Source organism: Streptococcus nakanonensis (assembly GCF_059738785.1).
The window spans coordinates 1,255,679-1,267,770 of the sequence record NZ_AP027139.1; the positions used below are offsets into that span (position 1 = coordinate 1,255,679).

Sequence of the window (12,092 nt, forward strand, 5' to 3'; positions counted from 1 at the left end):
TTTACCATAAAATCTACTTAGATTCAAGATGTAGGGTTACTTTTCTTTCCTTGGGACAATACTTTAAAACCTCGATCTTGTCTGGATGGGTTTTTGAATTTTTACTGGTTAGGTAATTGATACTGCCACAAGAGGAGCATTTGAGATTAATTTTTACTCGCACTAGATTTCCTTTACTTTTAATAATGTTCGAAATTGAAGCAGGTTAAAGAGACAACTAAAGGCAACACAAATGCTTGTCGCATAAAAGACTGCATGATAGCCAAATTGACCTGCTACTGCAGAACCTGCCATAGGCCCAACGACACCTCCCAGATAAAAGAATACCTGATTAAAGGCAAAGACCCTAGAAATACCGGCTTTGGGGGTCATCTTGCTAAGAAGAGCATTAACGCCAGGTATCAGCGCACCGGTTCCCAAGCCAAAGAGGAATCGATAGAGTCCTAGTTGAAGCGGACTAGAGGCATTGGCACAGAGGAGATAGATGATAACTGAATAAAACTGAGCTACAACCAAGAGACGATGGTTGCCCACCTTGTCACCTAGCTTTCCCATGACTCCTGCACTCATCATACTGGAAAAGCCCATACTGGATACAATCAAACCAGATACAAAGAGAAGATTCTCTGTCTGGCCTAAGTCGCGCACATACAGAGCCAAAATAGGGCCAATCGATTGAGCTGAAAATTGGATGACAAGACTGGTCAGAAAGAGGTTGACCAAAAGATAGGGATATTTAACTGAGGTAAACAATTCCTTTGTTGGAATAGCCTTTTCCTTGGCTACTGGTTGAAAATCTTCCTTGATAAAGCAAATAGTCAAAACAGCAGCTAAAAATAGAAAACTACCAACCAGTAAGAAAACTGTACGAATACCAAATAATTCTGCGATAAAGCCACCAATAAAGGGACCAGTTAGAGTACCTGCAACTACGCCTGTAGACAAAGTACCTAAGGCAGAGCCTGATTTTTCCTTGGGAACCTGACTGGCTATCAAGGCAGTTGCATTAGGAACAAATCCTGCAAATACACCGTTTAATAAACGAAGAAAGATTAACCAATAGATATTTGGGACAAAGGCCAAGCCTCCCATAGTAATAGTCATGGCCAGACCAGCACGAATCATCATGGGTTTTCGGCCGTATTTATCAGCAAGGATTCCCCATATAGGAGAAAAGAGCGCCGCAGAAATGGCAGAGACAGAAATAGCTAAACCTGCATAAAAAGCAGCTTGATCACTCCCTACACCCAGATTTTCCACAAAGATGGGCATAAAGGGCACTACCAAAGAAATACTGGCTCCTGTCAGAAAATTACCAAACCAGGCAATGCGCAGATTATCCTTCCAGTTAATCTCTGTCATCTTGCCTACCTCCCTCAAGAAGGATATGCACTTGATTAAGAAGCTGGTTCTGATTGCCATTATTATCAAGAACCTGGCTGGCCAAATCTTTCTTTTTTTCTAAAGGCCACTGGGCTGCCAGACGAGACTCAGCTTCATCCTTGGATAGCTGATCCCTTTTCATTAGACGTTCTACTTGGACATCTCGGTCCACATAGACCAACCAAGTCTCATCAAACCAAGAGACGTAGTCCTGCTCAAAAAGCAAGGGAATATCCATGAAGAAAATCTCTTCTGTCTGAGCCAACTGGTCTCTCAACGTAGCTAGCTCCTCACGGATAATCTTTCCTTGGATTCGCTTAGACCATTCCTGTTCTTCAGGATTTGAAAAGATAAGACTAGCTAGGATAGGGCGATTAAGTTCTCCGTTTTCAAGGATGATTTCTTGCCCAAAATGCTGGACTAGAGCCTGAAACAAACGACCACTAGGTTTCTGTAGTTGGTGGACGACTGCGTCGGCATCCACTACTTGAAAGCCTTGCTTTCTTAGAAAATTTGTCACGGTTGACTTACCAGAGGCAATTCCCCCAGTGATTCCGATGATTTTTCCCATCAGTCCCTCCTTTGACACTGAGGACAAAAGTGGGTTCCACGTCCGCCTAGTTGTATTTTCTCAATGATGGTGCCACAACGTGAACATTCTTGACCAGCCTTATCATAGACCTGATGAAAATCCTGCATGGTTCCATCTTCCCCAAAGGCATTGGTATAGGTCCGAATGGTGGAACCGCCTTTTTCAACAGCCTGTCCCAATACAGCAATGGTCTGGTCATGAATGGCAGTCACTTCTGCTGCTGTCAAAGTCTGGGAAGGTCTAGCCGGATGAACCTGAGCTCGCCAGAGAACCTCATCCACATAGATATTGCCAAGTCCAGCTACCAAAGTCTGGTCCAAAAGATGGGATTTGATAGGCTTTTTAGACTTGGATAGGGCAGATTGAAAGACCTGTAAATCAAAGTCTTGTTCGCTTGGTTCAGGACCTAATTTTTTAGAAATAAAGTAGGCGTCTAAAAGGTCAGGAGCCAAGAGTTCCATAGTACCAAACTTGCGAACATCCTCATAAACAAGCGTGCCACCATCCTCAAATTGGAAGAAAACATGGGCATGCTTGCGTTCAGGTGCTTGGTCTGGATAGTAAAAATACTTACCCTCCATCCGTAGATGGGAAATCAAGACCTTGTTTGTCAGGCAGAAAAGCAAATATTTTCCACGACGTCCCATTGACTCAACAATCTGATCAGGCACTTCCTTTTGAAACTCGTCCAAATCTGTCTTAATCATCTTGGGATAGCGAATTTCTACACTCGAAATCTTCTTTCCCAAAATCAATTTTTCTAAGCCACGACGAACGGTTTCAACCTCAGGTAATTCAGGCATAAGTCCTCCTTCTGTAAAAACAAGAAGCAGGCATGAGCCCACCTCTACTTAGTATTCTTTTTCATTATAGCCAAAGTCAGCCAAATCTAACTTTTTATCGCGCCAGTTTTTCTTGACCTTGACCCAAGTTTCTAGGAAAACCTTGTCCCCTAGCATGAGTTCGATATCACGACGGGCCATGCTACCGATTTTCTTAAGCATAGCGCCACCTTTACCGATGATAATCCCTTTTTGGCTATCGCGCTCGACCATGATGGTTGCACGGATGTGAACCTTGTCTGTCTCTTCATCTCGTTTCATAGAATCCACAACTACTGCAACAGAATGCGGAATCTCTTCACGAGTTAGGTGCAAGACTTTCTCGCGAACCATTTCTGAAACCAAGAAACGTTCTGGATGGTCTGTGATTTGATCAGCTGGGAAATACTGGAATCCTTCGTCCAGATTTTCACTCAAAATATCCACTAGACGAGAGACGTTATTCCCTTGAAGAGCTGAGATTGGAACGATTTCCTTAAAGTCCATCTGATTACGGAAATCATCAATCTGGGACAAAAGCTGGTCTGGATGAACCTTATCAATCTTGTTCACCACCAAAATCACAGGAACCTTAGCAGCCTTGAGACGCTCGATAATCATGTCGTCTCCCTTACCACGCGCTTCATCAGCAGGCACCATGAAAAGAACGGTATCCACTTCGCGAAGGGTACTATATGCAGATTCAACCATGAAATCTCCAAGAGCTGTTTTAGGCTTGTGAATCCCTGGTGTGTCGATAAAGACGATTTGTTCCTTATCAGTCGTGTAAATTCCCATGATTTTGTTGCGCGTTGTCTGCGCCTTGTCACTCATGATGGCAATCTTTTGCCCCATGACATGATTTAAAAAAGTTGACTTCCCAACATTGGGACGTCCTAAAATGGCTACAAAGCCTGATTTAAAAGTCATAATTTCCTCTTGCTATTTAAAATAATAAATCCCAGATTCGTGGGAGAAAAATCAATGCGCCTGTTAATGCTGCGAAAAGAGAGACCACTAATACCGCGCCAGCCGCCATATCCTTGGCATTTTTAGCCAGCATGGAAAAGTGATAGTGACTGGCCAAATCCACCACATTTTCAATAGCAGAATTGATAATTTCAAAAGCTACTACCAAGAAAATGCTCAATAGGAGAAAGAGCCATTCGATTCGTGACACCTGAAAAACAAAACCTGCAAGAATGACTACAAGAGCCGTCACTGCATGTTTTCGCATATTGCGTTCTTCCTTGATGGCAGTAAAAATTCCTGTGAGAGCAAATTCTAAACTGGATATCAGGTCACGATTTTTCCATTTTCGTTTATTGTCTTGTGAGTCCATAGGCTGTCAAAATTTCTTCTTGTAAACCGAACATCTCCGCTTCTTCTTCCGGAGTGTAGTGATCATAGCCGTTAATATGTAAAAAGCCGTGTACTGCCAAGAAGCCCATCTCACGCTCAAAGCTATGGCCGTATTCCTCGGCCTGCTCATGAGCCTTATCGATAGAGATGAACAGTTCCCCAATATAGGCATCAAACTCAGACATCATCTCTGCCAATTCTGGATTTTCAAGTAAATCCTCTTCGTCAAAGGCAATTTCCAACTCTGGCTTATATTCAAGGCTGATAACATCTGTCGGACGGTCGGTGTCACGGTACTCCAGATTGAGTTCATGACTACGTTCATTGGTCACAAAGGTAACCGCCATCTCCTTGTCTTCTTTGCCTAATTTTTGGGCTGCAAATTCCAAAATTTCTTGGGTTTGTTGCAACATTTCTTTTGAAACTTGACCAGTTTCATCTACCATTTCAATATACATGTGCTTCTCGTTTCTCTTTACTTGGCTTTATTATACCACATTTCCATGATTTTATTCTACCTTTTTGATATAATACTATGGAATACAATCACAAGGAGAGAACGATGTCATTTGACGGATTTTTTTTACACCACATGGTTGAGGAATTGCGAAGAGAGTTAGTGAACGGTCGCATCCAGAAAATCAATCAACCTTTTGAACAAGAGTTGGTCTTGCAAATCCGCAGCAATCGCCAAAGTCATCGCCTGCTCCTTTCTGCACATCCAGTTTTTGGACGCATTCAGCTGACCCAAACAACTTTTGAAAACCCAGCCCAACCTTCTACCTTTATCATGGTTTTGAGAAAGTATTTGCAGGGTGCCCTGATTGAGTCGATTGAGCAGGTGGAAAATGACCGTATCGTGGAAATTACGGTTTCCAATAAAAACGAGATTGGAGATCATATCCAGGCTACCTTGATTATCGAGATTATGGGTAAACATAGTAATATTCTACTGGTTGATAAAAGTAGCCACAAAATCCTCGAAGTTATCAAACATGTTGGTTTTTCACAAAATAGCTACCGCACCTTGCTTCCTGGGTCGACCTACATCGCTCCGCCAAGTACGGAATCTCTCAATCCTTTTACTATCAAGGACGAGAAACTCTTTGAAATCCTGCAAACACAGGAAACGACAGCTAAAAACCTTCAAAGCCTCTTTCAAGGTCTGGGACGCGATACGGCAAATGAATTGGAAAGCATACTGGTTAGTGATAAACTATCTACTTTCCGAAACTTTTTCAATCAAGAAACCAAGCCCTGCTTGACAGAGACATCCTTCAGTCCAGTTCCTTTTGCAAATCAGGTGGGAGAGCCTTTTGCCAGTCTTTCTGATTTGTTGGATACCTACTATAAGGATAAGGCTGAACGCGACCGCGTCAAACAGCAAGCCAGTGAACTCATTCGTCGTGTTGAAAATGAACTTCAAAAAAATCGCCATAAGCTGAAAAAACAAGAAAAAGAGTTACTGGCGACAGACAATGCGGAGGAATTTCGTCAAAAAGGGGAATTGCTAACAACCTTCCTCCATCAAGTGCCTAACGACCAAGACCAGGTTATCCTAGACAACTACTATACCAACCAACCTATCACGATTACGCTTGATAAGGCTCTGACTCCCAACCAGAATGCCCAACGCTATTTTAAACGTTATCAGAAATTAAAAGAAGCTGTCAAATACTTGACTGATCTGATTGAGGAAACCAAGGCAACCATTCTCTATCTGGAAAGTGTAGAAACCGTCCTCAACCAAGCTGGGCTGGAAGAAATCGCTGAAATCCGTGAAGAATTGATTCAAACTGGCTTTATCCGCAGAAGACAGCGGGAGAAAATCCAGAAACGCAAAAAACCAGAACAATATCTAGCAAGCGATGGCAAAACCATCATCTATGTCGGACGCAATAACCTTCAAAATGAAGAGCTAACCTTTAAAATAGCCCGCAAGGAGGAACTTTGGTTCCATGCCAAGGATATTCCTGGAAGCCACGTTGTCATCTCAGGCAATCTTGACCCATCTGATGAAGTCAAGACAGACGCAGCAGAGTTGGCCGCTTACTTCTCTCAAGGTCGCCTGTCAAATCTGGTTCAGGTAGATATGATTGAAGTCAAGAAACTCAACAAACCAACTGGTGGAAAACCAGGCTTTGTCACCTACACAGGACAAAAGACTCTCCGTGTCACACCAGATCCAGAAAAAATCGCATCCATGAAAAAATCCTGATTTTACTTGAAATCAGGATTTTTAGCTTATACTCAAATCATATTCAATTATAGGACTAATCTTTGCCACCTAGTTTCTCGTTGATTTTCATCATCACACTAGCAATTTTTTCGCCCCAATAAGGGTCTGAGGCATATTCCACATTCATACCAGACGCCTTATTTCCAAGGAAAGTTCTGCCCCTATCGATATAATTTTCCTTAATCCACTTTGTTGCACCTAAAATTCCCTTATCCACATCATCAAATGTCTTAGCAGAAAGGTAAGGTGTCGTATCATAGGCTGTAATTCCAAAGAAATTATTCTTATCTTTGGCAATCTTGCTACGTCCCCAGTCGCTTTCTAAGGCACTATGAGCAAGGAGATAGAGGGCATTGATATGGTAATGTTCTTCGGCTTCCTTAAAGGTGGCTCCCTTATTTTCCAAGAGACTATTATTAATATTTAGCAGACTAAATACCTTATCCAAATCCTCAGCACTATAGTTTGTAGCCTCTGTCAAGTCTTTGAAAAGGAAGGGATTCTCAAGCTTAAAACCATCAAAATGCAGCCCATCTGCCGAATAATATTTCTTGCCTACTTCCATATCAGAAAGATGAGCAGCTACTGGAATACTAGCATTCTGAGCCACATAGTGATAAAAACGGTGTCCATCACTCTCATAATAAGGGATAAAGTCCTTACTAGCATCTAGCGCTTGTAAATCTTCTGTTTTCATATAGCCTGACAAACCAGAAATAGTAATAGCCAGGAGCTTGTCATCACTTTTTCTATCCTTATCTAGCCAGACAACACTACCTTGTGATATATAGGAGAGCTTTTCACCATCTGCATTATAAACATTTGCTGTGACAGGTACTACTTGATAATAAGCAGCATTTTCATTTGTAGCTTTTTCTCCAAGCCATTTACCATCGCTTCCAAGCTGATAACCATCTACTGTCTCATTTTTCGCCATGTAGCCACCAGATTTGAAGTAGTACCAAGCTTGACTTTTAGCATCGTATAGCCATTCTTTATCTGCCATTTTACCATCAGATTTTATATAAAACCAAGATTCCTTATCCCAAATCCATTCATTGGTTGCCATATAGCCACCGGATTTTAGATAATAATAGTGACCATTTTCGAAAATCCATTCTTTATCAGCATGATTCCCATTTTCTTTTATGTAAAACCAAGATTGGTATTGTTTGTCATAAAGCCAACCTTGCTGTACTTTTGCACCACTAGCATTCACATAAGCCTGATCAATCCACTGACTTGTCAGCAAATAACCGCCAGATTTAAAATAATAGTCCTTACCTTTAATTTGAAGCCATTCTTTCTCTGCGTGCTGGCCATCTGCTTTTATATAAAACCAAGCATCATATTGAGAATCATAGACCCAGTCTTCTATTACTTTGGCACCTGATGCACCGACATAGGAAGCTCCTAGCCAAGCAGTTCTTTTCATCTTTCCATTTTGGTCAAGATAATAGAAGACTCCCTTGTCTTCTATCCATTCTGACTTAGCCATATAGCCACCAGATTTGAGATAAAAATAGTCATCACCTTGTTTCAGCCATTCATTTTCAGCATAGTTAGCATCTGCTTTTATATAAAACCAAGATTGATAGTGAGCATCAAAAACCCATTCATTGGCTGCTTGACTGCCGTCTGCTTTCAGGTATTGTTTTCCTTGCCAAGTACCATCACTGGCCATTACACCCTCTGGACTAGCTAAGAAAAATAGCAGGGCTAAAAAAATAAATCTTACTTTCTTCATTAACCTTCTTCCTCTGTTCTTATTTATTTTATTGTACCAAAATTCTCCTAAATTCATATTACAAACTAATAAAAAATCAAGAACAGATTGATTGCAGTTTACCTCAGAGACTCTTTTACTTCCTTGCGGAGATTTTCCAGACTACTAATGCCGTATTTGTCCATAACTTTTGGTAAATTTTCGATGATATCAGGACAGGCATAGGGATTGGTAAAGTTGGCTGTTCCAACTCCGATTGCAGATGCCCCGGCCAGATACATTTCTAAGGCAGCTTCAGCCGAATCCACTCCTCCCATTCCAATGATGGGCAGGTCTGTTGTTTGGGCGACTTGGCGGATGAGTTTGAGGGCTACTGGAAAGACTGCTGGACCAGACATTCCACCTGTTCCATTGGCCAAGATTGGTTTTCTGGTTTTGAGGTCAAAGCGCATACCAACTAGAGTATTGATCATAGTTAATCCACTTGCTCCCGCATCTTCTGCAGCTTTTGCGACAGTGACGATATCCGTCACACTAGGGGTTAGTTTGACATAAACTGGTACATCTGACGCCTCTACAGCTGCCTTTACTACATCATAAGCCAAATCTGGATCTTGACCAATCAAAAGTCCGTGATTACAGTGGTCAACATTGGGGCAAGAAATATTGAGCTCAATAGCCTTTATATTAGCTGCCTTGGAAATCCCATGAGAAACAGCCGCATACTCTTGTTTTGAAAAACCGGCCACATTAGCAATAATAGGAAGATTTGGATATTCTCTTTCCAGCCAAGGTAACTTTTCAGCCAAAACAACTTCCAAACCAGGATTTTGCAAACCGATTGCATTGAGCATGCCAGCAGGTGTTTCTGCCACCCTTGGAGTTGGATTGCCAAAACGGGGTTCAAGAGTTGTCGCCTTGATCATAATAGAACCCAAAAGGTCTAAATCATAGTACTTGGCATACTCTTGACCAAAACCAAAACAGCCTGATGCTGGAATAATCGGATTTTTCAAATCCAAACCAGGTAGAGAAACTTGTAAACGATTTGTAGTCATAATTTTCTCCTTATAATACAACTGTTCCTGTGCGGAAAACAGGGCCATCTTCACAGACTCGTTGGCTAACCGTCTCGCTTTCTGGCACTTTTAGGACGCAGGCATAGCAAGCCCCCATCCCACACGCCATACGAGATTCCAGAGATAGATAGGCTCTTGGGTGGTCATAAAAGGTTTGATTGATATACTTCATCATTCCAGGCGCCCCACATGAGTAAACAGCATCAAATTGATTGTCTAAATCCTTGATAACAACGGAAACATTTCCCTTGATACCATAAGAACCATCATCTGTCGTTACAAATACTTGACCATATTGGGCTAATTCTTTTTCAAGGATAACAGCAGCCTTGTTAGCAAAACCAAGAACTGTCACTACCTTCGCACCACGCGCATGCAATTCCTTGGCCACTTCAAGCAAGGGCGGAACACCAATTCCACCACCAACGAGGAGAACCTGGCTCAGCTCATCTAGGTCAGACAAGTCAAAACCATTCCCCTGAGGCCCCATCACATCAAGAGTATCCCCCTGACTTAAGGTTGAGAAAATAGCTGTCCCAGTTCCCTCAATCCTATAAATGAGATGACACTGCTTCTTAACCTTATCGATAGAAGAAATTGAAATAGGGCGACGCAAGAGATGGGCATCATCAGGCACACGCAGATGAAGAAATTGACCTGCTCGCATGGCTTCAACCATTTCCCCCTCTAGGACTAATTCAAAGATTGCTGGCGCAATTTCCTCTTGTACAACCACCTTCATGGTTTCCAAACGAATGGCACCCAAGCGTTTCTTACATGTGGGATTCATGACTTTTCCTCCTTAAATTTTAAGGGGACCAGATAAAGAAAAGACCTTGCTAGTGCAAGGCCTCAGTTAAAATCGTACAAGATAAGAGAGCACACTCAAAAAGTCTCCTCTAGAAAATTGTACTATTCTTTTATCTGACACCTTGTGAGTCTCTCTGGACTCCCCTTAAAGGTTAAATTTTTATTAGTATACTCTTTCAGCTAAAAAAAGTCAAGTAGAAAACGAACATTCTACTTGACTTCACGAGATTATTTTTCACGAATGACTTCGACCTTGTAGCCATCAGGGTCTTTAACAAAGTAATAGTTAGGTGCAGTTCCTGGTAGACCATTTGGCTCAGTCACTTCATATCCTTTGGCACTGTGCTCTTGATGAAGCGCCTCAAGATCAGGTGTACTGAGGGCGATATGGGCACATCCATCCCCAACCACATAAGGACCATGATCGTAGTTATAAGTCAACTCCAACTCATAGTCGTCACCTTCAAGACCTAGATAGACAATCGTGAAGGCATGGTCTGGAAAATCTCTGCGACGCAATTCTTTAAAACCAAAAGCATCTTGATAGAATGCGATTGATTTTTCAAGATTTTCTACTCGCAAGCAAGTATGTAGCATTTTTGAAGCCATATTTTTCTCCTTAATTTTTAAAAAGACTGGGACAATCCTGTTCCAGCCTTATCTGTTATTATTTACCAAGTTTTGCTTTAGCTGCATCTGCAAGAGCTGTGAAAGCTGCTGCATCGTTAACAGCCAAGTCAGCAAGCATTTTACGGTTAACTTCGATCTCAGCCAATTTCAAACCATGCATCAATTGTGAGTATGAAAGTCCGTTCATACGAGCTGCCGCGTTGATACGAGTGATCCACAATTTGCGGAAGTCACGTTTTTTCTGACGACGGTCACGGTATGCATAGTAGTAAGAGTTCATTACTTGTTCTTTTGCAGTACGGAACAAGATGTGTTTAGCTCCATAGTAACCTTTTGCTAATTTAAGAATACGTTTACGACGTTTGCGTGATACAACGCCACCTTTAACACGTGCCATATTTTATTTCCTCCAAATATTTCCTAGAATTGTTTACTTACAGTCAAGCTATTATTTCAAGCGAGTAAGCATTGCTTTGATACGTTTGTAATCTCCTGAATGCACCATAGATGCTTTACGAAGATGACGACGTTGTTTCTTAGTTTTTCCGTGGAAACGGTGAGAAGTGTAAGCACGGAAACGTTTAAGTCCACCAGAACCTGTACGTTTGAAACGTTTAGCTGATGCGCGGTGTGTTTTTTGTTTTGGCATGATTTTTTCTCCTTTATTTAACTTTCTGACAATTATTTTTTGTCAGTCGCTGGCGCCAATTGCATGAACATTTGACGTCCATCCATTTTAGCACGTTGTTCGATGATGGCAATATCTTGAGTTGCTTCAGCAAACTCGGCTAAAACTTTTGCACCAATCTCTTTATGGGTAATCATACGACCCTTAAAGCGAATAGATACCTTAACTTTATTTCCTTTTTCAAGGAATTTGCGTGCATTGCGAAGTTTTGTATCAAAGTCACCCTTGTCAATCGTTGGACTTAGACGAACTTCTTTCACAGTAACAACACTTTGTTTTTTGCGTTGTTCTTTTTGCTTCTTCTGGTACTCAAATTTGAACTTACCGTAGTCCATAATTTTTGCAACAGGCGGTTTGGCTTGGGGTTGAATCAATACTAGATCAACATTAGCGTTATCAGCCAAAGCTTGCGCTTCACTGAGTGGCTTGATGCCTAGCTGTTCTCCTTCAAGACCAATCAAGCGAACTTCACGTACACGAATCTCATCATTGATGAATAAGTCTTGCTTTGCTATGGTTTTCACCTCTTTTGTTTTATTAGAGAAAAACAATAGCGGACTCGTAAAGATACAAGCCCGCACGTTATGATAGCGTTTCTTAGAAACTTTTCATCCGTAGGGCCAGGCAACTTAATGTCACAAGGCGAGAAGCTCTCACTTCTGCTTTTCTCAACTTTTATATGATACCAAGTTTTCTAGCCCTTGTCAAGATAAAAAGTTATTTTTTTGAAAAGTTTGTGTTTATATTTTGACTTGGTTTTCG

Annotated in this window: 15 protein-coding genes and 1 other annotated feature; of the genes, 1 reads left to right on the plus strand and 14 read right to left on the minus strand. The window is 41.5% G+C overall.

Annotated features, from left to right (window positions below; translation table 11 throughout):
* Positions 1 to 13: 13 nt before the first annotated feature.
* From rpmG to ybeY, 7 genes are read right to left on the minus strand one after another with little or no spacing between them, the layout of a single operon-like run.
* Complete coding sequence (gene rpmG, locus AC6I9F_RS06060) at positions 14 to 163, minus strand: 50S ribosomal protein L33 (RefSeq protein WP_001809104.1); 150 nt, start codon at positions 161 to 163, stop codon at positions 14 to 16.
* Positions 163 to 1,362: a multidrug efflux MFS transporter PmrA gene (gene pmrA / locus AC6I9F_RS06065; RefSeq protein WP_498021084.1), complete on the minus strand. Its 1,200-nt coding sequence runs from the start codon at positions 1,360 to 1,362 to the stop codon at positions 163 to 165. The genes rpmG and pmrA overlap by 1 nt, the downstream gene beginning before the upstream one ends.
* The gene (coaE, locus tag AC6I9F_RS06070) at positions 1,349 to 1,954 is read right to left on the minus strand and encodes a dephospho-CoA kinase (protein WP_173262546.1); all 606 of its coding nucleotides are present in this window, start codon (positions 1,952 to 1,954) and stop codon (positions 1,349 to 1,351) included. The genes pmrA and coaE overlap by 14 nt, the downstream gene beginning before the upstream one ends.
* Positions 1,954 to 2,778 (minus strand): DNA-formamidopyrimidine glycosylase, encoded by an 825-nt coding sequence (mutM, locus tag AC6I9F_RS06075; protein WP_498021086.1) that lies wholly within the window; start codon positions 2,776 to 2,778, stop codon positions 1,954 to 1,956. Before mutM ends, coaE begins: the two co-directional genes overlap by 1 nt.
* Before the next feature lie 48 nt (positions 2,779 to 2,826).
* Entirely contained in the window at positions 2,827 to 3,726 is a 900-nt protein-coding gene (gene era, locus AC6I9F_RS06080; RefSeq protein WP_050208736.1) for a GTPase Era, read from the minus strand.
* A 16-nt stretch (positions 3,727 to 3,742) separates the two neighbouring features.
* A complete protein-coding gene (locus AC6I9F_RS06085) occupies positions 3,743 to 4,138 on the minus strand; it encodes a diacylglycerol kinase family protein (protein ID WP_000378166.1) in 396 nt (131 codons plus the stop codon).
* Entirely contained in the window at positions 4,119 to 4,616 is a 498-nt protein-coding gene (gene ybeY / locus AC6I9F_RS06090; protein WP_000275156.1) for an rRNA maturation RNase YbeY, read from the minus strand. The genes AC6I9F_RS06085 and ybeY overlap by 20 nt, the downstream gene beginning before the upstream one ends.
* A gap of 104 nt (positions 4,617 to 4,720) precedes the next feature.
* On the opposite strand from ybeY, the gene pavA reads away from it, so the two are divergent.
* The gene (gene pavA / locus AC6I9F_RS06095; protein WP_498021096.1) at positions 4,721 to 6,376 is read left to right on the plus strand and encodes an Rqc2 family fibronectin-binding protein PavA; all 1,656 of its coding nucleotides are present in this window, start codon (positions 4,721 to 4,723) and stop codon (positions 6,374 to 6,376) included.
* A gap of 55 nt (positions 6,377 to 6,431) precedes the next feature.
* Here pavA and AC6I9F_RS06100 read toward each other — a convergent pair whose 3' ends face one another.
* The 7 genes from AC6I9F_RS06100 to infC all read right to left on the minus strand — a co-directional run bounded on the left by AC6I9F_RS06100 (position 6,432) and on the right by infC (position 11,854).
* Positions 6,432 to 8,201: an N-acetylglucosaminidase gene (locus tag AC6I9F_RS06100; RefSeq protein WP_498021097.1), complete on the minus strand. Its 1,770-nt coding sequence runs from the start codon at positions 8,199 to 8,201 to the stop codon at positions 6,432 to 6,434.
* Positions 8,202 to 8,242: 41 nt separating this feature from the next.
* Positions 8,243 to 9,229, minus strand: a complete 987-nt coding sequence (locus tag AC6I9F_RS06105) for a dihydroorotate dehydrogenase (RefSeq protein WP_498021099.1) — start codon at positions 9,227 to 9,229, stop codon at positions 8,243 to 8,245.
* Entirely contained in the window at positions 9,192 to 9,992 is an 801-nt protein-coding gene (locus AC6I9F_RS06110) for a dihydroorotate dehydrogenase electron transfer subunit (protein ID WP_498021101.1), read from the minus strand. Before AC6I9F_RS06110 ends, AC6I9F_RS06105 begins: the two co-directional genes overlap by 38 nt.
* Positions 9,993 to 10,240: 248 nt before the next feature.
* Positions 10,241 to 10,621, minus strand: a complete 381-nt coding sequence (gene gloA / locus AC6I9F_RS06115; protein ID WP_498021103.1) for a lactoylglutathione lyase — start codon at positions 10,619 to 10,621, stop codon at positions 10,241 to 10,243.
* Between the two features lie 58 nt (positions 10,622 to 10,679).
* Positions 10,680 to 11,039 carry a 50S ribosomal protein L20 gene (gene rplT / locus AC6I9F_RS06120; RefSeq protein ID WP_000124834.1) on the minus strand — a complete coding sequence of 120 codons (360 nt, stop codon included), beginning with the start codon at positions 11,037 to 11,039 and terminating at the stop codon, positions 10,680 to 10,682.
* A 51-nt stretch (positions 11,040 to 11,090) separates the two neighbouring features.
* The gene (rpmI, locus tag AC6I9F_RS06125; RefSeq protein WP_001125943.1) at positions 11,091 to 11,291 is read right to left on the minus strand and encodes a 50S ribosomal protein L35; all 201 of its coding nucleotides are present in this window, start codon (positions 11,289 to 11,291) and stop codon (positions 11,091 to 11,093) included.
* 32 nt (positions 11,292 to 11,323) lie between these two features.
* On the minus strand, positions 11,324 to 11,854 hold the full coding sequence (gene infC / locus AC6I9F_RS06130; protein ID WP_000848180.1) for a translation initiation factor IF-3: 531 nt from the start codon (positions 11,852 to 11,854) through the stop codon (positions 11,324 to 11,326).
* Between the two features lie 15 nt (positions 11,855 to 11,869).
* Positions 11,870 to 12,001: a sequence feature (ribosomal protein L20 leader region), on the minus strand.
* Positions 12,002 to 12,092: the final 91 nt, after the last annotated feature.